This is a genomic window from Thalassospira profundimaris, from assembly GCF_003326675.1.
Taxonomy (GTDB): domain Bacteria; phylum Pseudomonadota; class Alphaproteobacteria; order Rhodospirillales; family Thalassospiraceae; genus Thalassospira; species Thalassospira aquimaris.
On the sequence record NZ_JPWF01000001.1, the window covers coordinates 450041 to 468547 of the forward strand.

Sequence of the window (18507 nt, forward strand, 5' to 3'; positions counted from 1 at the left end):
TTAGAATAGCTGCCCAACCGCCAGACGGATACCAATTGATGTGATGATGATCGATAACAGGAAATCGGCAATGACGATGCCGCCAGCCGTCGGAATGGGTACGGCAAGGGTCAGTCGGGCGATAAAGACGCTGTAGACCAGTGTCGCGATCACGGCAATCATCACAAATCCGCCCGCACCAAGCATCGGGAACAGCACGCCCAAGGCAAGCGCAATCAGATAAACGCCCATCTGAAGAACACTTGCCCAGTTATAGACCGTGATGAACGCGATATAGCGTTCGGCGCGGCCAAGCATTGTCGTGATGTGGAACATCAGGAGCGGAAAGGCGACCCATTTGATCACATAGGCGATGATTTCGGTGGTCATGTAGCGCAACAGCGGGAAATCATCAGGCGCGTTGATCAGGTCATGCCAGCGCAAAAAGGCGAAAGCCGGGAAAATCATGACACCGGCAAAGAAGGATCGCCAGAATCCGACAAGCGAGTAATTGAAAAACGCAAGTCCACCCTTATCGCCGCGGGCGATACGCCAGGTGCCATAAAGGGCGCGCAGGGTTTCAGTTTGTAAGCTCATCTGGGGCTGAATTCCGGGCAGTGGGGCAAGCAGAAATGGAAATCGATTGTCTGAACCTATCAGGCTGCCGGGGACAGTGAAACAGCTTATCGTGGAAACAGGGTCACAGTCCGGCATCCTTCACAAAACGCCCTTCTGGAACGTCTTTTCCCTGCGCGATCAAACCGGTCGTGATGCATGACATTAACGGATTGGCGGGATCGGGATGACGGACAAATCGGACGAATATGCGTTGCGTTTGTCCTACCTTGAACAGATTGACGCCAATTCGCTGGCAGTAGCAAGGCTTTGTCTTGAGATGGCAAGCAGTCAGCATCATCACGAACGGGAAAGTGCCTTGCGCCTGTTTGATAAGGCCGATCTGATTTTTGCCAGTCACCTTTCAACGTCACGCGATGCGGCAATTGCCGGACTGGCACTTAGTCTTAATAACCGCGCAGCGCTTGAACTTGAGGCAGAAGAATGGGACTGGGCGATTGATGCGGCCAGTCAGGCGGTGTCGCTTAGACGGGATCGGCTGCGCAACTGTATCGGGCGCAAGGATGACAATGAACGTCTTGATCTTGGCTATTCCCTGGCGGCACTGGTTCTTGCCATGCGCGGGGCGGGGCAGATTGATCTTGCCTGTGATGTTGCAGCCGACGCGATCAGGGTTCTGGGCAAGTTTGCCGGGCTTAACAATCAGGAAGCTTTTGTCCTTCTGACCAAGCTGATTTGCATTTATGCGGAACTGTGCGGGCAGATTGACAGGTTGCCTGATACAGCCCTTCTTATGCCGTTGGCAAAGTCGTTCTATAGCAGCCGAAAGGACCGGATAGGGTGACAGCAAGACAAACAAAAACGGCTGTAAAACCGAAAGTCTTGCAGCCGTTCAAGTTAATCGGGTCAGGTCTTAGCGGGTGCTTTCAACCGACCAGCTGATTTTCGCATCCGAATTGGCCGGAACCTTGAGAGTCCAGGTAATCAGGCCCGGTTCGGCACGTTCATGTTTGTGGCTTTCCGCAGTAACCTGCCAGTCAGACGGAACATTTTCCCGAATGACGATGGTTTCATCACGCTTGCCGGTATTGCGAATGGTCCAGTTCAGGTCTGCTTTGACTTCGTCGGGCAGGTTCTGACGGGCCTTGCGCGAGAAGGAAGTGACTTCGCGGATACCCGACAATTCACTGGCCTGACCGATGGGCAGGGTGGCATCGCGCCCGACCGGGGTCAGTGACATATAGTTTTCGCCAAGAAGCCCGGTATCACCCGATGGGGTCTTGGCAAAGATACGAACGATGCCAGCTGGCCACGGGCTGTTTTTGTCCGATCCGCCTTCATTGGTCAGTTTCAGTTCCAGATCCGGGCGGACGAAGTCGGCCGGGTTGCCCTGGCCCATGCTATAGGGATTGCTGGCCGACTGGAAAATGGCGCGGCGTTCAACCGGCAGGACCTGTGCATCAATCAATGGCAGGATGACGGTATCGCCGTCCTTCATCGAAAGATCGTTGAAGGGACCATAAACATGCAGGTTTTCAAACGTCTCGCGATCCGGTGCACCCGCCGACGGGGCAGTGGCATCGGCCATTGCCGACATCATCATTTCGGTGCGCGCACCCTTGGCCATCGGGGCATTGCCAACCCGGTTCATGTCGCCAGCAACAAGGCGAAGCTGAGCGCCGTCGATGTGGCTTCCTGAATTGTTGGTTACACGTGCAATCGCCGAGAGTTTGAGTTGATTGTTTTCACTGTCATAGGCCGCGACATAGGACGTATTCCAGCCAATGCCGCCCAGAAGATAGGCCATGGAAACATGGTCAAGCGGGGCGGTGGTGGCGATATCGGCGTCAATGGACGGCGACAGGATGAAATCCTTGGGCAGGTCACTGATAATGATCTGATCCACAGGAACCTGTTCGATCCCTGCATCGGTTTGCACCAGCGCGATATGGGTCAGCGCGATCAATTTGCCTTCGACCAGATCATCATCGCCGCGACGAATGGTGACCGTTTTGCCGATCTGATCGCGCAGAAGGGTATCAAAGGCGTTATAGCCATTGCTGTGATTGCGCAGCGACATCCAGACCAGATCGCTGTCCTTTGCCGTGCCAAGCAGGAAGGAATCATTGATCAGCGTGGTCGGAAGATCGGCAATTCGTAACGTGCTTTGACCTTCGGGGATCGCGGTATTGCGCTGTTCGGCAATGAGTGAAAGGTTGCCCGGATAGATGGTCAGCTGCAATTTGCTGCGGGTATCAGCCGAAAGCGGAATTGCCGGTCCGAGATTGTTGCGTTCCTCGACCGTGCTTTGGGCGCTGGCCGCTTCGATATCCTGTCCGAAAAATACCGCACTGCCCAGCATTGCTGCCAAGGCGAAACGGTTACGCAAAGTTCCTGCCATTTCCGGTCCCTTATTGATTTTGCATGATTTGGAACCACTACCATTGCGTGAAAAGATGGCAGGATCAAGGAAAGGAAAAGACGTTTTCGGGTATCTTCACCGTGCTGACCCATTCGGGATCGAAAGAAAAATACCGGGCAGGACGCCACTCGGTCCTGACCCGGTATTTGAATTCAACCTTGCGCGTTGGACGGCAGATCAGTTCACGACGTGATGGAACGAATATCCGCCAACTTCGGGAAGGTGATGCTGATAGGCCGACTGGCGCGCCGTATCGATAATGATCGGTGCACGCAGATTGACCGACATGATCATGTCGCCGTCTTCGGGTTTGTGCAGGGTCACAATCAGAAGAACCGCACCGTCCTCTTTCTTGATGCCGTGAATGTTAAAGGCCTGTTCAAGATGTTCCGCACGGATTGTGCCGCTTTCAAGATTGTAAGGGGCAACAATGAAGGCCAGTTCCGGTTCGGTCAGGCACTGCATCAGAATGAAGGAAGATGCGCCATCACCGGGGAAACTTGCCAGTGCGAAGACGTTATGGTCAGGGAAGCCTTTCAGGCCGGCCGGAAAGTAAATGGCCTTGTCCCAGGCAAATTCACGTTCACCAAACAGGGTCGTAAGCGTTACGGCAGTCGGAACGGTGCCCGGAGCCGGTGTATTCACGTCAGACGTCGTTACCATCATTTCCTCCTGCAATCACACGTTCGGATTGGCCTCGGTTTATGAAAGCATCTTGTGCCGTGGCGCTATAATTTCAAGGGTTTGATGGTCATATCAGGATTTGGTAAACAAGCTTATAACGCCGGAGAGAACAGAACACCGACCGGTTCGCTAAAACCTTTGACCTGAATGGTTTCCTTTTGGCTATAGCGGGCCAGAAGAAGTGGTGCCCCGACCGGGGTTTCCTGATGCAGTTTACGGGCGAAATCGGTGCTGATGACCATATCGCTGCCAAGCTCGCGGGTGGCTTGTTCCAGACGGGCGGCCAGATTGACACTTGCACCGATAACTGCGGGGGTGACTGCTTCGCGCTGGCCGATATCCCCCACAACAGCTGCCCCGAAATTAAGCCCGACCCCGATCCGGAGCGGTTCATTGCCGTTGGATGGATCAGTGCCCTGCCATTCGGCGACTTGCTCGATAATGGCCTGTGCTGCGCAAAAGGCATTGGCCGCCGGGTTATCAAGATCGTCAAAGGCCGCGAAACTCGCCATTACGGCGTCGCCGATATATTTTTCGACAATCCCGCCATAGGCCCCGATCTGGCTTGTCGTGATCATGTGAAACTGATTGAGAAACCGCATGACGTCCTGCGGGTCACGTTTCTCGGCAAAGCGCGAAAAGCCCATGATATCGGCAAACAGGATCACGCATTCGCGCCGTTCGCCAACCCGGACCGGTTCGTCACGATCGGCAAGCTGATCGGCAAGGGCGGTGGGGAAATAACGGGCCAGGTTGCCATGTGCACGTTCGGCTGCTGCCGATTGATTGATCAGAACGCGCAAGCGCGAAACCATCACCGCACAGGCCAGTGTGAATACGATAACAAGGATAACCTGTTCGGCCAGTGACGAGATATCGACAAATTCCGGCAGGTTATAGGTATCAATGATTTCCTGCTGGCTTGGGTTCCATTCATCACCGAAATGCTGCGAAACAATGACACCGGGCCGTGTTGCCAGCCACCAGATGGCCCCGCACCAGGATACAAACAGCCAGAACCCGAACCAGAGAATCAAACGTGGCGAAAAGGTCATGATGACCAGTGCCATCATGATCATGGAAAAGACGACGCCACGGTCACGGACAATAAAGCCATATAGCCAAGCCGGGTGATCAATCAGGGGATTGAGCGGGTCTGGTACGATCGAGACATAAACGATCAGGACGGCATCAACGACCGCAAGCAGATAGACCATCCAGTATGTCTTGCCGCCCCGAAATGCGACAAAAAGCTGGATGAAAACGCCGGGGATAAACCAGCCGAGAACTTCAAGCAGGGTATAAAGCTTGCCCGTCGGGGAATCCGGTTTGCTGAACAGCAACAGGATAAAGGCCAGCATGCAGATGCGCAAAAACGCGACAAGGATCAGCCCGCGTTTTTCCTCGCGTGCGACAAGGCGGTCAAATAATGAATCCGAAGGTTCAGTTTTTGATGGCATCAGCAAGAAGTTGTTTCAGCCCGTCGCTGTCCTTGATGATCAGGCGACCGTCGCGCCGGGTGATCATCCCCTGTTTTTCCAGTTCGCGCAGTTTCTTGTTCACCGCTTCACGCGTGACGCCCAGCATCAGGCCCAGTTCCTGCTGCGACAGCGGCAGGGCAATGCGGATGCCCTCGGGGTCCGGGCCGCCATGGCGTTCGGCCAGCCACAGGATGCGTTTGATCAGACGTGCGGTAAGATCAAGGAAATTGGCATCTTCGAGAAGGTCACTGACCCAGCGCAGGCGACGGCACAAAAGGGCCGTGATATGACGGCGCAGCGGTGCTTCGCGGTCAAAGATTTCAAAGAAATCATCGCGGGAAATAAACAGGGTACGGGTCGGCCCGACTGCGCGCGCACTTGCGGTACGCGGTTCGCCGTCCAGCAAAGCGATTTCACCAAAAACAGCACCCGGCGCCAGAACGTTCAGAACGATTTCCTTACCGGTTTCCGATACCGAGGAAATACGAACCTTGCCAGCTTCTACTGCGTACAGGCCGTCAGCCGGTGCTCCCTTTTCAAACAGCAACTGACCATCTTCCAGTCGGCGCACGGTGGCCTGACTTGAAAGTTGTTCAAGCAGTTCGGGATCAAGATCCTCAAACAGGAAGCTGCCCGCCAGAATACGCGAAGCGATCTTTGCAAGCTGCGGAGATGATGGGCCGTTGACACTGTTCACGGAATTCACTTTGGAAATAGCGTTACTTCAAGGGGCGAATCGTCAAGTTTCTGTGCCAAAGTAGCACAAATACCCGCAATTGCAGCAAGCTGTTTTCAAATCTGCCGTGGCGGCGGTTTTTTTCGGCAAAACCTATGTGAAACCGACAGTTGGACAAGAAACGCGGTGCGTGCCCTGTCACTATTTTGTCAGTTCACAAGAATGATTTGTCAGAGCAGCGGGGCGAAAAATCATGGTTTGAGGGTGGAAAAATCAGACAGGCTGACAAGATGAAAGATGATTTTCCGCAGAAAATAGCGGGTTTTAGGAAAATATAGAATGTTTGACAAAATCTCCTATATTTTTTAAATTATCCTAATTCCGAAATCGGACTGCACAAGAACAAGAGTGTTACAAGCAACCACGGTCCTCGGAATTTTGTTCAATCGGGAGGAAGTAATGAAGATGATTTCCAAGGGTGCCCTGTTCGGTGCCGTTTCAATGGTTGCTGCGTCATTCGGTTATTCCGCGCAGGCAGCTGACGTGACCTTGAACTTTGCCCATGTTGATCCGGCAGAGTGGACCACCTCGAAAAAAGGTGCGGCATCCCAGGTCTTTAAAAATATTGTCGAAGCAGAATCCGGTGGCCGTATTGAGGTCGCACTTTTCCCGGCCGGTGCGCTGGGTGGTGAAACCGATCTGTTGCAGAATACCCAGGACGGCACGCTTGCCATGTCGATGGTTTCCGGCCCGTTTTCCAAGGTTTGCCCGGAAGCAGCCGTTCTTGATATTCCCTATGTATTCCCGAACGCCAATGTTGCATGGAGCGTTCTGGACGGTGATTTCGGCAAAGAACTTGCCGCGCATTGCCTTGAAAAAACCGGCCTTCGTACGCTGGCTTATGGTGAAACCGGTTTCCGTAACTTCACCAACTCCAAACGCGCTGTTGCAGAGCCCAAAGACATGGATGGCCTGAAAATCCGTGTCATGACCGTTCCGCTGTTCGTCGAGATGGTCAAAGCCCTTGGTGGCGAGCCGACCCCGATTCCGTGGCCGGAAGTTCCGACTGCATTGACCACCGGTACGGTTGACGGTCAGGAAAACCCGATCAGCGTGATCTATGCCAACAAATTCTATGAAATGCAGAAATACCTGACGCTTGACCGTCACGTATATGGCACCGACTTCATCGTGATCAACGAAGCGATCTATGAAGGTCTGTCCGACGCTGATCAGGCGCTTCTGCGTCGTGCGGCGGGTGTCGCATCGAATGTTGGTCGTGCGATCCAGCAGTTCAACTCTGCCGACGGTGTTGCGAAACTGGCCGCCGAAGGCATGGAAGTCACCACGCCGACTGTAGAACAGCTTAAAGCATTCCGCGACGCAGCCCAGCCGGCTGTGATCAACTGGCTTTCGGGTCAGATTGATGCGGCATGGATTGAGAAGCTCCAGAAAGCCGTGTCCGAAGCAGAAGCTTCGATGTAATCGGTATTGGCAGGCCGGAAGTTCCTCCTTTTCTTCTGGCCTGCCCTTTTTCCCGCCACCGTGCCCGCCGGGGCATATGAATTTTCCGCGATGATCCGGGGGAACCCATGCAACGCGCAGAGAATGCGTTCAAGCGTTTGCTCGCCGGACTTTCGGGGCTCAGTATCCTCGTAGTCTTTGGCGTTGTTTTTGCTGGTAGTGTCAGCCGCTATCTTTTTTCTTCCCCGCTGCAATGGAGTGAAGAAGTCGCGAAATACGCGATGATCTATGGCTGCATGTTCGGGGTGGCATTTGCCTATCTCCAGGGAACCCAGATCACGTTCAGTATTGTCGCTGATACCGTTCCGGCCCGCCTGCGCCGCAAGCTTACGATTATCATTGATGCCGCGACCCTGATCCTTGGCGGTGTTCTTGCCTATGCTGGCTGGATCTTTGCAGCCAAACGCGGCGGGATCGTTGCTTCGGGCATCGGCATTCAGATGTATTGGGCGCAAATTGCCATCACGATTGGCGGTGTATGCCTTGTGATCGCTGCGATCCTGCGTCTGGCATCGGCCTTTAACAAGAATTCGACCGGGGGTGAGGCATGATTACCGGCGTTAGCCTTTTGGTCCTGTTGGCGATCGGGGCACCTGTTGCCTTTGCGATTGCGCTTGGACTTGTCGCCTATATCAGTACCGGGACATTCGGGATTGATTTGCTGCCCCAGCGCATTTTTGCGGGCATGGACAGTTTCACCATTCTGGCGATCCCGCTTTTTGTCTTGGCCGGGGAATTGATGAATGCCAGTGGCATTACATCGCGTGTGATCAATCTTGCCAATGCGCTGGTCGGGCATGCCAAGGCCGGTCTGGCGCAGGTCAATATCTGGTCATCGGTGATCTTTGCCGGTCTTTCGGGATCGGCGGTGGCAGACACATCGGCAATCGGCCGTATCTTTATTCCGTCGATGGAGAAGGAAGGCTATCCGCGTGATTTTGCCGCGGCCCTGACCGCTGCATCCTCGGTGATCGGCCCGATCATTCCGCCAAGCATTCCGGTGATTATCTATGCCCTGATCACCACCAATGTGTCGGTTCCGGCCTTGTTCCTTGCCGGGATTGTTCCGGGCATTCTGCTTGCGATTGCGCTTTCGATCTATGTGCGTTTCTTTGTCAAAGATTACGCCAAACCGCGCGAACGCATGAATATGAGCGAAAAGCTTAAAGCGCTTTGGAATGGCTTGATCCCGCTGTTCATGCCGGTTTTCGTGATTGGTTCGATCCTGGCCGGGATTGTCACCCCGACCGAAGCCGCAAGCTTTGCCGTGTTCTATGCGCTGGTGGTCGGACTGTTTGTGTTCCGCGAACTTAAACCGGGTGATCTTCCGGGTATCTTTGCCGGTGCGATGCGCGATTCTTCAAGCATCCTGATCATTATGGCGACGGTTGCCGCGGCAAACTGGTTCATGACATTTGCCGGTATTCCGCAGTCGATCAGCAAGTTTGTTCTGGGCTATGTCGACAGCCCGGCGACCTTCCTGATCCTGATCAACCTGATGCTTTTGGCAGTTGGTCTTGTACTTGAAGGCATTGCCGCGATGCTGGTGCTGGTGCCGATCCTGCATCCGATTGCGATCAGCCTTGGGATTGATCCGACCCACTTTGGCATCATCGTCATCTTTAACCTGATGATCGGCCTTATCACGCCGCCGATGGGGCTTTGCCTGTTTGTTGCGGATGCGATTGCCGGGGTCGGGATGGCTCGAATGATCAAGGCAATCATGCCGTTCTTCATTGTCGAGCTTCTGGTGTTGATCATCATCACCTTTGTTCCCGACATCGTCACCTTCCTGCCTAACCTGTTTGGATTTTAGGATACCATTCCATGTTGAAGCTCGGTCTTATTGGTAAAGGCATTTCACGGAGCCAGTCTGCGCGACTGCACGTTTTGCTGGGCCGTATGTGCGGGATGGATGTTACATACGACTATCTTGATAGCGATCAGATTGCCGATTTCGATCTGATCAAACAACTGACCAAATGCGCTGACACCGGCTATGCCGGGGTCAATGTGACCCACCCTTACAAGACCAGCGCACGCAAGCTGATTACGCCACGCAGACGCCTGCCCGAGGCATTGGGTGCGGTGAATACGGTTGTGTTCCGCGAAGACGGCTGGCGCGGGGATAATACCGATTTTGTCGGTTTCATGCGCGGCTATCGCCAGCAATTTGGCGATGCGAAGCCGGGCACGGTCTTGCAGCTCGGCGCGGGGGGCGTCGGGCTTGCAACCGCGTTTGGTTTGCGTGGTCTTGGTGCCGATAAGATCCTGATCCATGACAAGGATGTCGCCCGCGGCGAGGAACTGGTTGCGACCATTACTGCGGCGGATGCCAATGCGGTTTTTGTGGGCGAAAGTGACCTTGCCGATGCAGTGCGGTCTGCGGACGGTTTGATCAATTGCACGCCGATTGGCATGAACCAGTATCCGGGTTGTCCGTTTGATGTTGATCTGTTTGGCGGGCAAAAATGGGCCTTTGATGCGGTTTATACCCCGGTCGAGACGGCATTTCTGCGCGCAGCGGCGAAATCGGGCATGGAAGTCATGACCGGCTTTGAGCTTTTCTTCTTTCAGGGTATTGAAGCATTCGAGGTTTTCAGCGGGGCGGAAATCGATGCCGATGCTGCAAGAAAAGAATATTTCAGTGCCTATCCCGAGGCATTGACCGGGTAGGGAGCAAGCAATGAGCACCAGCAGTACAGTTGCCGAGACAGTCTATAACGAAATTCGCGATGACATTTTGTATGGCGAATTGCAGCCGGGCGTGAAGCTTAAGCTTGAAGCGCTTCGGGAACGTTATAGCGTCGGCGTCAATACACTGCGCGAGGTGCTTAATCGTCTTGTTGCTTCGGGTTTTGTCTTTGTCGAGGGGCAGAAAGGCTTCCGGGTTGTCGAAACATCGCCATCCAATTTCATGGAATTGACGGCAATGCGGCTGTTGCTTGAATGCGACGGTCTGACCGCATCAATGAAGAACGGGGATGTTGAATGGGAAGCCCGCGTTGCCGGGGCCCATCACAAACTGGCTGCCATTGAAAAGAAAATGGTGGTGGAGCAAAGCCGCGAACTGACTGTGCGATGGAGCCAGTATGACCGGGAATTTCATCAGGCCCTTATTTCGGCATGCGGTTCGGATCTTCATTTGCGGCTTCACCGCGAGATTTTCGATCAGTTCCGGCGCTATGTCGTGATCGAGCTGAAAACCCACGGATTCCGTGGGCAGGAAATTATCGATGAGCATCGGGAACTTTGCGAACGGGCACTTGCACGCGATGCAGATGCCGCGATTGCAAGGCTGACCGATCATATTGAAACTTACCGGCATCGTTCACAGGATTAACCTGCTGGGCGGGTGGCGCATTTTGCAAGCTGCCCGACGCGTTTGATCAGAATTTTCTGACAAGTCACAGCAGATATCCCGACGGGGCCGGAGCACTCTTTGCGTAGTCCGGAGGGATAAAATGCTGACCTCGATTGCCACAGTTTCACTGTCTGGCGACCTTCAGGAAAAACTTGATGCCATTGCCGCTGCCGGCTTTGACGGTGTCGAGATTTTTGAAAATGACCTTTTGTCCTTTGACGGATCACCAGCCGATGTTGGCAAGACGATCCGTGACCTTGGCCTGAAGCTTGTTACTTTCCAGCCATTCCGCGATTTCGAAGGCATGCCCGAACCCCAGCGCACGCGCGCGTTCGAGCGGGCCGAGCGCAAGTTTGACCTGATGGAAGAACTTGGTACCGATCTTTTGATGGTTTGTTCAAACGTTTCGCCGCAATCGCTTGGCGGGCTTGACCGGGCAGCAAAGGATCTGGCCGAACTTGGCGATCGGGCGGCAAAGCGCGGATTGCGCATCGCGTTCGAAGCTCTTTCGTGGGGCAAGCATATTAGCGATTACCGCGACAGTTGGGAAGTGGTGCGCAGGGCCAATCATCCGAATGTCGGCTTGGTGCTGGATACCTTTCACATCATGGCGCGCAAGGTGCCGCTTGACGCGATTTCATCGATCCCGGGTGACAAGATTTTCCTCGTACAGGTGGCTGATGCCCCTATTCTTGAAATGGACGCCCTGTCCTGGAGCCGCCATTTCAGATGTTTCCCCGGGCAGGGGGACTTCCCGCTTGATGAGTTCATGCGCAATCTGGCGATGACCGGTTATGACGGTCCGCTGTCGCTTGAAATCTTCAATGACCAGTTCCGGTCCAGTTCGACCAAGAACGTCGCCAAGGATGGTTTGCGGTCGCTGATTTATCTGGGCGACGGGATCGAGGGCGTCAAGGTCGGGGAAAAGGCAACGACCCTGCCGCCCAAGGCGCATGCGCAGGAAGTCGGTTTTGTCGAGTTCGCGGTCGAGGAAGAAACGGCGGACAAGCTTGAAACGCTGTTTGCCGGGCTTGGATTTGAAAAACGCGGCAGCCACAAGACCAAGGCGGTGACATGGTGGAAACAGGGCGATATCAACCTTGTGATCAATTGCGACAAGGATGGTTTTGCCCATTCCTATAACATCGTGCATGGCCCGTCAGTTTGTGCGGTCGGCCTTAAGGTTGATGATGCCAAGGCCACCCTTGACCGCGCGCAATCACTTCTTGCTGCACCGTTCAGTCAGGCCGTTGGCGAGGGCGAAATTGAAATGCCCGCCATTCGCGGTGTTGGCGGCAGCCTTGTTTATTTCCTGGATGACCACAGCGAGCTGTCGCGCATCTGGGATGTTGAATTTGAACCGGCAAGCACCGCAGAGACCGCAAAGGCAAAGCTTCGTGCAGTCGATCATGTTTCATACTCGATGCAGTATGAGGAAATGCTGACCTGGCTTTTGTATTTCACCTCGATCTTTGATCTGGGCAAGATGCCAACCCTTGATATTCCCGATCCGGGCGGCCTTGTGCAAAGTCAGGTGGTGCAAAGTGATGCCGTGCGCCTGATCCTTAACGGGTCGCAAAGCCCCCATACCCAGCATTCGCAATTCCTGAACGAGTTTTTCGGAAGTGGAGTGCAACATCTGGCCTTTTCGAGCGACGATATCTTTGCATCGGTTGATTATTGCAAAGAAAACGGCGTCGAGATTTTACCGATCCCGGAAAACTATTACGATGACATCGAAGCACGGTTCGGATTGGAGCCGGAACTTCTTGATCGTTTGCGCGCACGTAATATTCTCTATGATCGTGATGACGAAGGTGAATATTATCAGGCCTATACGCGCACCTTTGCCAACCGCTTCTTCTTTGAGCTGGTTGAACGGCGGGCGTATCGCGGGTTCGGGGCGGCAAATGCACCGATCCGACTGGCATCGCAAACACGCATGAACCGTCGCAGCGAGGCGGCGAAATAAACAGGGTCGTCTGACGGGCTTATGCAGCCCCCGAAATGCAAGGACGGGCAAAAAGGTGGAAATACAGAAATGAGCGTGCAGGAAATTCTTGTCATCAATGGACCGAACCTGAACCTTCTTGGTCAGCGTCAGCCGGAAATCTATGGCTATGACACGCTTGAAACGATTGAAGCGAAATGTGTCGAGCTTGCCAAGGAACTGAATGTTTCAGTGCGTTTCGGGCAGTCGAACCACGAAGGCGCGATCATTGATCTGATCCATGAGGCCCGCCTGAAATCAGCGGCGATCATCATCAATGCCGGGGCATACACCCATACGTCGGCGGCCATCCATGACGCACTTAAGACCTTTGACGGCTATATCATCGAGCTGCACATTTCCAATCCGCATGCCCGTGAAGAATTCCGCCATAAAAGCTGGATCAGTTCGGTGGCAGATGCGGTGATGGCAGGGGCGGGTGCGTATGGCTATGAACTGGCAACGCGACTGGCAGCAGAGAAGATCAAGAAAAGCTGATTTTCGGGTTTGCTTTTTCATATCGTATTCGCCATTTGGTTCGGTTATATGGCGAATAATGATTTGAAAATTTACGACACGATTTGAATTGAAATCAAACAAGGGCAGCATTTGGCTGCCCTTTCCTGTGCGGTTCACATCAATGCCTAGACCGAGCTGCGCGACCGCAGGGCAGCCGCAAGGGTGCCATCATCAAGATAATCAAGTTCCCCGCCAACCGGGACGCCATGGGCAAGGCGGGTGACTTTTACCCCGGTTTCGATCAGCCGTTCGGTGATGTAATGGGCCGTGGTTTGGCCATCGACCGTGGCGTTGGTGGCAAGGATGACTTCGGCAACATCGCCATTGCGCACCCGATTGACCAACTGATCGATTTTAAGGTCGTCCGGGCCAACACCATCAAGCGGCGATAATGTGCCGCCAAGAACATGATATTGCCCCTTGAAGGCACCGCCACGTTCAAGCGCCCAAAGGTCCTGGACTTCTTCGACCACGCAAATCATGTCGGTGCCGCGATTATGGTCGGCACAGATATGGCAGGGGTCGGTGACATCGATATTGCCGCAATTGGTGCATGTGGTCATGGCCGCAGCCGTTTCATGCAGCGCATCGGCAAGCGGGATCATCAGGGTTTCGGGTTTTTTGAGCATCTGTAAAACCGCACGCCGCGCAGAACGCGGGCCAAGGCCCGGCAGGCGCGACAGAAGCTTGATCAGATTTTCGATTTCCCGTCCGGTCATGGTGATCCCGTTTGTGGTGGTGTTAGTGTACTGATCTTGTATCAAAAACAAAGGGCGGCGCAATGCCACCCTTTGCCGCGTACGATGAATGTACGAAATACTATATGGCGTTCGATGACAAATCAGAACGGCAGTTTGAAACCTTCGGGAAGGTTCATGCCGCCGGTGACGTCTTTCATCTTTTCCTGAACGGCGGCTTCGACCTTGACCTTGGCGTCGTTATAGGCCGCAACGATCAGGTCTTCGAGGACCTCGGTATCGTTCGGGTCTACGATGCTTTTATCAAGCGAAAGACCGCGCATTTCGCCTTTGCCATTGAGCATCACCTTGACCATGCCCGCACCGGACTGGCCTTCGACCTGGAGTTCAACCAGACTTTCCTGCATTTCCTGCATTTTGGTCTGCATTTGCTGGGCCTGTTTCAGCATCCCTGCAAGGTTCTTCATAGCTCGTCGTCTCCTTCGAGATAAAATGCGTCGTCATATACGGAACCGCTTTCGTCCTCTTCACCTTCGGACGTTTCCTGTCCGGGTGGCAGGTGGACGGCAACGATTTTTGCGTTTGGCAAACCATCAAGGATGGCTTTGACCACCGGGTCCTGCGAGGCGTCAGCCTTGCGCTGTTCCAGTGCCTCGAGTTCCTGTTCCTTAAGGGTCGGTGCCCCTTCTTCGCGTTCAGAAACACTGACCAGCCAGCGATGCCCGGTTAGGGTATTCATCGCCTTGATCAATTGTGTTGAAAGGTCTGAACGCGCACCCCGTGCCGGGCGGAATTCAATCCGGCCCGGTTCGTATTTCACGAGATGCATATAGTTTTTGACCTGCATGGCAATGCCGGTGGTCTCGCGGTCCTTGCCAAGAAGTTCCGCAACCTCGGCGAAGCTTTCAGGCATTTTGGCGTAAACGACCTGTTCGACCTGTTCTGGTTCGCCAAGCGGGTCCGGGCGGCGCTGGGCCACTGCCGCGGCACCACCACCACCATTAACCACCTGCATACGCGGGCCGGGGCCGCCATTGCCGCCCCCGCCGCCGCCTTGCGGGGCACCGGCACCGCCATTTGCCATGTCCTGGCGGAGTTTTTTGATCAGATCACCCGGCGATGGCATTTCCGCAGCATAGGCCAGACGGATCAGAATCATTTCAGCGGCCTGAATGGGCGAAGGCGCAATGCGCGTTTCTTCAAGCCCCTTAAGCAGCATCTGCCATGCGCGGGTAAGCTGCGGCATGGCAAGTTTGGCCGCGATTTCCTTGCCGCGTTCACGTTCGATCTGTGAAACACCGGGATCATTGGCGGCATCGGGCGACAGTTTCACACGGGTCAGCCAATGGGTCAGGTCGAGCATATCCTGCAACATCACGGCGGGATCGCCACCCAGTGCATATTGCGCGCTCAGAAGTTCAAGCGCCTCGTTGATTTCGCCCTTCATGGTGAAATCAAACAGATCGAAAATGCGTGACCGATCCGAAAGGCCCAGCATATCACGGACCTGCTGGGTGGTGACTTTGCCGGCACCATGCGAAATCGCCTGGTCAAGCAGGCTCATACCGTCACGGACAGAACCATCAGCCGCACGGGCGATCAGGGCGACGGCTTCTTCTTCGATCTCTGCCTTTTCCAGCCCGGCAATGCGGGTGTAGTGGGCGGCCAGTTCGTCAGTTTGAACACGGCGAAGGTCAAAGCGCTGACAGCGCGACAGAACCGTGATCGGAATTTTGCGGATTTCAGTGGTCGCGAAGATGAATTTCACATGCTCTGGCGGTTCTTCAAGGGTCTTGAGAAGCGCGTTGAACGCACTTTTCGACAGCATATGCACTTCGTCGATGATGTAGATCTTGTAGCGTGCCGATGTCGGGCGATAGCGAACGCCTTCGATCAGTTCGCGAATGTCATCAACACCGGTCCGCGACGCGGCATCCATTTCCAAAACATCAACATGGCGGTCTTCGGCAATTGCCCGGCAATGTTCGCATACACCACACGGTTCAATCGTTGCCCCGCCCTTGCCATCAGGCCCGATGCAGTTCAGCGCACGGGCAATGATACGGGCCGTTGTGGTTTTCCCGATACCACGCACACCGGTCAGAACGAAGGCATGGGCCAAACGTCCGCTTTCAAGGGCGTTTGACAGGGTCTTGACCATCGGGCCATGACCGATCAGCTCTTCGAAGGTTTTCGGACGGTATTTTCGCGCAAGAACCTGATACTCGCTTTTGGGGGCGGTATCGGTGTCACCGGCTGCGGGCGCGGCGCTGGTTGGTGCTGCGGCGTTGCTTTCGGGCATATCCTGGCTGGCGGTCTCGATCTGATCGCTCATTCATCCGGTCCGGCATGTTTAAAGTCAGTTCGGTTTTAGCAGCTTCCATCGGCGATGGGAAAGACCAAGTGGGAAATTTCCCACACAAAAAACCACATGCCCGAAGATGTAAGGCACATGACAAAAAACAAGGGGATGTTCGGGGAGAGATAAGGGTGAGAGACTGAACAACGACCCGGAAAAACTCGTTACGGCTGCTACCTTCCGGTCCTGACCGGGTTGGCGAGCGGTCCGTCCACTGCCAGCCTCTCGCCCCCTATATCGCGCAACAGGCACCAAAACGCAAGCGTTGGCTGGGATTTTTTCTATCATGACGCAATCGTGGCTTTTGGCGGGCTGGCGTCCGCGTTAATGTCGCCACAAATCCCCACATAAAAGCCGGGAACCTCAACAGGTTGAAAGACCGGTTTCCGACAAGCCCCATTCAAGGAAACGCACCGCCATGAACAGGCAGTTTTACGAATCCATCAATCTTGATCGTGATGCCGTGCTGCGCAAAACCCAAAACTGGCAACAGATTCTGTTGGCAGAAGAGTCGCTGCGTATTCTGGTCTGTCACGATGGTGATCCGCTTTTTGCCTGGCCAGAGGATATGGATGCCCATGAACTGGTGGTGTTGGGCGGGCCTGCAATTGCCTATCTGGATGTTGATTTGAATGGCGGGCACTGGATTTATATCGGGCGGGATGCAAGTGGCCCGGTGATCGCGGTTGATATTGCCCCGGTGGTTCCCGAACGTGATGATGCCGTGCGTGCCCTTGGTGGCGGGTTTGGCGATATGCGCACACGCATGGCCGCCCTTTCAAGTGACGAGGCGGCATTGGCCGCCCAGGCACGTGCGATTTTCAACTGGCATCGCGGACATCAGTTTTGCGGGGCCTGCGGGCATCCCAACCGGATTGAAGAGGCCGGCTACCGGTTGCAATGTACCAATCCGAATTGCGGCAAGGCCCATTTCCCGCGCACGGACCCGGCAGTGATCATGCTTATCCATCATCAAGACCATGTGTTGCTGGCCAGATCGCCGCAATTCATGCCCAATATGGTGTCGGTGCTGGCGGGATTTGTGGAGCCGGGCGAAACTCTTGAACAGGCGGTGGCGCGTGAAGTTTATGAGGAAGTCGGTGTACGGATCAAACGCCCGCATTATGTTGCGTCCCAGCCTTGGCCATTTCCCGGTTCCCTGATGCTTGGCTTTGTCGCCGAGGCAGAAACAACCGAACTGATCCCGGATAAGGAAGAGATCGAATTTGCCCTGTGGGTGCATCGCGACGATGTGCCGACATTGCCCGAAAGAGGCATTAATTTGCCGCGTCCGATCTCAATTGCACGCTACCTTCTGGAAAACTGGTGTGCCGGGCTCATATAGAAAGCAAGGGGCATTGTGATTGTGCTGATCCGATCGGCACAACCTTTCAGACGACCCGTCGGGCACAGGTATTACAGGACAAAGATTTGGTGCAGGAAATCCGTTCAAAATGGAATGCAATTCTGGCGTTTTTGATGCTGGTTGCATTGTCATTGGTATTTGAACCCCTGCCTGCACATGCCAAAGACCCGGTTCCGGTCAAGGTCGGGGCATATGAATATGGCGTGGTCTATTTTTTTGAAAATGGCGAGCCAAAGGGTCTTGTCCCGGCCCTGATTACTCTTATGAACAGGATGCAGGACGACTATCACTTTGAACTGGCTGAAACGTCGTCGCGGCGCAGATATCAGGCGATTGAACAGGGTGAAGTTGATCTGGTGCTTTTGGAAAGCGCAGAGTGGGACTGGCCGGATTATGATGTTCTGCTGTCGAACCCGATTGTTCGCGAAAAGGATATCTATCTTGCGCTTTCAAACCGCACCGATACCAAGGAACTTTTTTCGGATGTAACGGCGCATCGGTTGTTATGTGTTCTGGGCTTCCATTACGGGTTCGCCAATTATAATGCCGACCCTGAATATCTGCGTGATAATTTCAATGTGTCGCTGCACTACAACGAAGGCGAGGTTCTTGCCGGCCTGTTTGCCAATGAAGCGCCAATTGCCATCGTGTCAGCCGGTTTTCTTGCCCGGCAACTGGTCGATGATCCGAGATTGCGCGACCGTATCGTCATTGCGGATCAACCGGACGCGACATATGACCTTGTTTCTGTCCTGTCCAAAGATTCTGCCATTTCCCTTGATGCATTCAATGCACTGATTGCAGAACTTCTGGCGACCGGTGAAGTCGAACGGTTGTGGCGACAACTTCACATCGGTGTATCGGGCTAG

At 54.3% G+C, this 18507-nt stretch carries 18 protein-coding genes and 1 other RNA gene; 10 read left to right on the plus strand and 9 right to left on the minus strand.

The genetic code is table 11. The annotated features are described in order from the left end of the window. Positions 1-576, minus strand: a complete 576-nt coding sequence (locus TH19_RS02165) for a hypothetical protein (RefSeq protein ID WP_114100653.1) — start codon at positions 574-576, stop codon at positions 1-3. Between the two features lie 205 nt (positions 577-781). On the opposite strand from TH19_RS02165, the gene TH19_RS02170 reads away from it, so the two are divergent. Further along, positions 782-1399 carry a hypothetical protein gene (locus tag TH19_RS02170; RefSeq protein WP_114100654.1) on the plus strand — a complete coding sequence of 206 codons (618 nt, stop codon included), beginning with the start codon at positions 782-784 and terminating at the stop codon, positions 1397-1399. Between the two features lie 69 nt (positions 1400-1468). Here TH19_RS02170 and TH19_RS02175 read toward each other — a convergent pair whose 3' ends face one another. The 4 genes from TH19_RS02175 to TH19_RS02190 form a co-directional block, all read right to left on the minus strand. Continuing rightward, positions 1469-2956: a DUF4139 domain-containing protein gene (locus tag TH19_RS02175; protein WP_114100655.1), complete on the minus strand. Its 1488-nt coding sequence runs from the start codon at positions 2954-2956 to the stop codon at positions 1469-1471. A gap of 198 nt (positions 2957-3154) precedes the next feature. After that, on the minus strand, positions 3155-3640 hold the full coding sequence (gene fliW / locus TH19_RS02180) for a flagellar assembly protein FliW (protein WP_181846270.1): 486 nt from the start codon (positions 3638-3640) through the stop codon (positions 3155-3157). Between the two features lie 113 nt (positions 3641-3753). Continuing rightward, a complete protein-coding gene (locus tag TH19_RS02185) occupies positions 3754-5121 on the minus strand; it encodes an adenylate/guanylate cyclase domain-containing protein (RefSeq protein WP_114100657.1) in 1368 nt (455 codons plus the stop codon). Further along, positions 5105-5839 (minus strand): Crp/Fnr family transcriptional regulator, encoded by a 735-nt coding sequence (locus TH19_RS02190; RefSeq protein WP_114100785.1) that lies wholly within the window; start codon positions 5837-5839, stop codon positions 5105-5107. Before TH19_RS02190 ends, TH19_RS02185 begins: the two co-directional genes overlap by 17 nt. Positions 5840-6277: 438 nt before the next feature. On the opposite strand from TH19_RS02190, the gene TH19_RS02195 reads away from it, so the two are divergent. From TH19_RS02195 to aroQ, 7 genes are all read left to right on the plus strand, one after another. Further along, positions 6278-7303 carry a DctP family TRAP transporter solute-binding subunit gene (locus TH19_RS02195; RefSeq protein ID WP_114100658.1) on the plus strand — a complete coding sequence of 342 codons (1026 nt, stop codon included), beginning with the start codon at positions 6278-6280 and terminating at the stop codon, positions 7301-7303. A gap of 107 nt (positions 7304-7410) precedes the next feature. Further along, complete coding sequence (locus tag TH19_RS02200; RefSeq protein WP_114100659.1) at positions 7411-7893, plus strand: TRAP transporter small permease; 483 nt, start codon at positions 7411-7413, stop codon at positions 7891-7893. Beyond that, entirely contained in the window at positions 7890-9158 is a 1269-nt protein-coding gene (locus TH19_RS02205; RefSeq protein ID WP_114100660.1) for a TRAP transporter large permease, read from the plus strand. The genes TH19_RS02200 and TH19_RS02205 overlap by 4 nt, the downstream gene beginning before the upstream one ends. Before the next feature lie 11 nt (positions 9159-9169). After that, on the plus strand, positions 9170-10018 hold the full coding sequence (locus TH19_RS02210; RefSeq protein ID WP_114100661.1) for a shikimate dehydrogenase family protein: 849 nt from the start codon (positions 9170-9172) through the stop codon (positions 10016-10018). A gap of 10 nt (positions 10019-10028) precedes the next feature. Further along, positions 10029-10685: a GntR family transcriptional regulator gene (locus TH19_RS02215; RefSeq protein ID WP_114100662.1), complete on the plus strand. Its 657-nt coding sequence runs from the start codon at positions 10029-10031 to the stop codon at positions 10683-10685. Positions 10686-10806: 121 nt separating this feature from the next. Beyond that, entirely contained in the window at positions 10807-12678 is a 1872-nt protein-coding gene (locus TH19_RS02220) for a bifunctional sugar phosphate isomerase/epimerase/4-hydroxyphenylpyruvate dioxygenase family protein (protein ID WP_114100663.1), read from the plus strand. A 69-nt stretch (positions 12679-12747) separates the two neighbouring features. Further along, positions 12748-13194, plus strand: coding sequence for a type II 3-dehydroquinate dehydratase (gene aroQ, locus TH19_RS02225; RefSeq protein WP_114100664.1), 447 nt, complete (start codon positions 12748-12750; stop codon positions 13192-13194). 146 nt (positions 13195-13340) lie between these two features. On the opposite strand, the gene recR is transcribed toward aroQ, so the two are convergent. From recR to ffs, 4 genes are all read right to left on the minus strand, one after another. Then, positions 13341-13934 carry a recombination mediator RecR gene (gene recR, locus TH19_RS02230; RefSeq protein WP_114100665.1) on the minus strand — a complete coding sequence of 198 codons (594 nt, stop codon included), beginning with the start codon at positions 13932-13934 and terminating at the stop codon, positions 13341-13343. A 122-nt stretch (positions 13935-14056) separates the two neighbouring features. Next, positions 14057-14380 (minus strand): YbaB/EbfC family nucleoid-associated protein, encoded by a 324-nt coding sequence (locus TH19_RS02235; protein ID WP_114100666.1) that lies wholly within the window; start codon positions 14378-14380, stop codon positions 14057-14059. Continuing rightward, positions 14377-16248: a DNA polymerase III subunit gamma/tau gene (locus TH19_RS02240; protein ID WP_114100667.1), complete on the minus strand. Its 1872-nt coding sequence runs from the start codon at positions 16246-16248 to the stop codon at positions 14377-14379. The genes TH19_RS02235 and TH19_RS02240 overlap by 4 nt, the downstream gene beginning before the upstream one ends. A gap of 155 nt (positions 16249-16403) precedes the next feature. Then, positions 16404-16498, minus strand: an RNA gene (gene ffs, locus TH19_RS02245) — signal recognition particle sRNA small type. A 192-nt stretch (positions 16499-16690) separates the two neighbouring features. On the opposite strand from ffs, the gene nudC reads away from it, so the two are divergent. After that, complete coding sequence (nudC, locus tag TH19_RS02250; protein WP_114100668.1) at positions 16691-17617, plus strand: NAD(+) diphosphatase; 927 nt, start codon at positions 16691-16693, stop codon at positions 17615-17617. Positions 17618-17706: 89 nt separating this feature from the next. Further along, positions 17707-18507 (plus strand): transporter substrate-binding domain-containing protein, encoded by an 801-nt coding sequence (locus TH19_RS02255; protein WP_114100669.1) that lies wholly within the window; start codon positions 17707-17709, stop codon positions 18505-18507.

What these genes read in the sequence shown, in the direction of transcription:
- TH19_RS02165 (WP_114100653.1), bottom strand. Translation starts at nt 576, where the DNA reads ATGAGCTTACAAACTGAAACCCTGCGCGCCCTTTATGGCACCTGGCGT.
- TH19_RS02170 (WP_114100654.1), top strand. Translation starts at nt 782, where the DNA reads ATGACGGACAAATCGGACGAATATGCGTTGCGTTTGTCCTACCTTGAA.
- TH19_RS02175 (WP_114100655.1), bottom strand. Translation starts at nt 2,956, where the DNA reads ATGGCAGGAACTTTGCGTAACCGTTTCGCCTTGGCAGCAATGCTGGGC.
- fliW (WP_181846270.1), bottom strand. Translation starts at nt 3,640, where the DNA reads ATGGTAACGACGTCTGACGTGAATACACCGGCTCCGGGCACCGTTCCG.
- TH19_RS02185 (WP_114100657.1), bottom strand. Translation starts at nt 5,121, where the DNA reads ATGCCATCAAAAACTGAACCTTCGGATTCATTATTTGACCGCCTTGTC.
- TH19_RS02195 (WP_114100658.1), top strand. Translation starts at nt 6,278, where the DNA reads ATGAAGATGATTTCCAAGGGTGCCCTGTTCGGTGCCGTTTCAATGGTT.
- TH19_RS02200 (WP_114100659.1), top strand. Translation starts at nt 7,411, where the DNA reads ATGCAACGCGCAGAGAATGCGTTCAAGCGTTTGCTCGCCGGACTTTCG.
- TH19_RS02205 (WP_114100660.1), top strand. Translation starts at nt 7,890, where the DNA reads ATGATTACCGGCGTTAGCCTTTTGGTCCTGTTGGCGATCGGGGCACCT.
- TH19_RS02210 (WP_114100661.1), top strand. Translation starts at nt 9,170, where the DNA reads ATGTTGAAGCTCGGTCTTATTGGTAAAGGCATTTCACGGAGCCAGTCT.
- TH19_RS02215 (WP_114100662.1), top strand. Translation starts at nt 10,029, where the DNA reads ATGAGCACCAGCAGTACAGTTGCCGAGACAGTCTATAACGAAATTCGC.
- TH19_RS02220 (WP_114100663.1), top strand. Translation starts at nt 10,807, where the DNA reads ATGCTGACCTCGATTGCCACAGTTTCACTGTCTGGCGACCTTCAGGAA.
- aroQ (WP_114100664.1), top strand. Translation starts at nt 12,748, where the DNA reads ATGAGCGTGCAGGAAATTCTTGTCATCAATGGACCGAACCTGAACCTT.
- recR (WP_114100665.1), bottom strand. Translation starts at nt 13,934, where the DNA reads ATGACCGGACGGGAAATCGAAAATCTGATCAAGCTTCTGTCGCGCCTG.
- TH19_RS02235 (WP_114100666.1), bottom strand. Translation starts at nt 14,380, where the DNA reads ATGAAGAACCTTGCAGGGATGCTGAAACAGGCCCAGCAAATGCAGACC.
- TH19_RS02240 (WP_114100667.1), bottom strand. Translation starts at nt 16,248, where the DNA reads ATGAGCGATCAGATCGAGACCGCCAGCCAGGATATGCCCGAAAGCAAC.
- nudC (WP_114100668.1), top strand. Translation starts at nt 16,691, where the DNA reads ATGAACAGGCAGTTTTACGAATCCATCAATCTTGATCGTGATGCCGTG.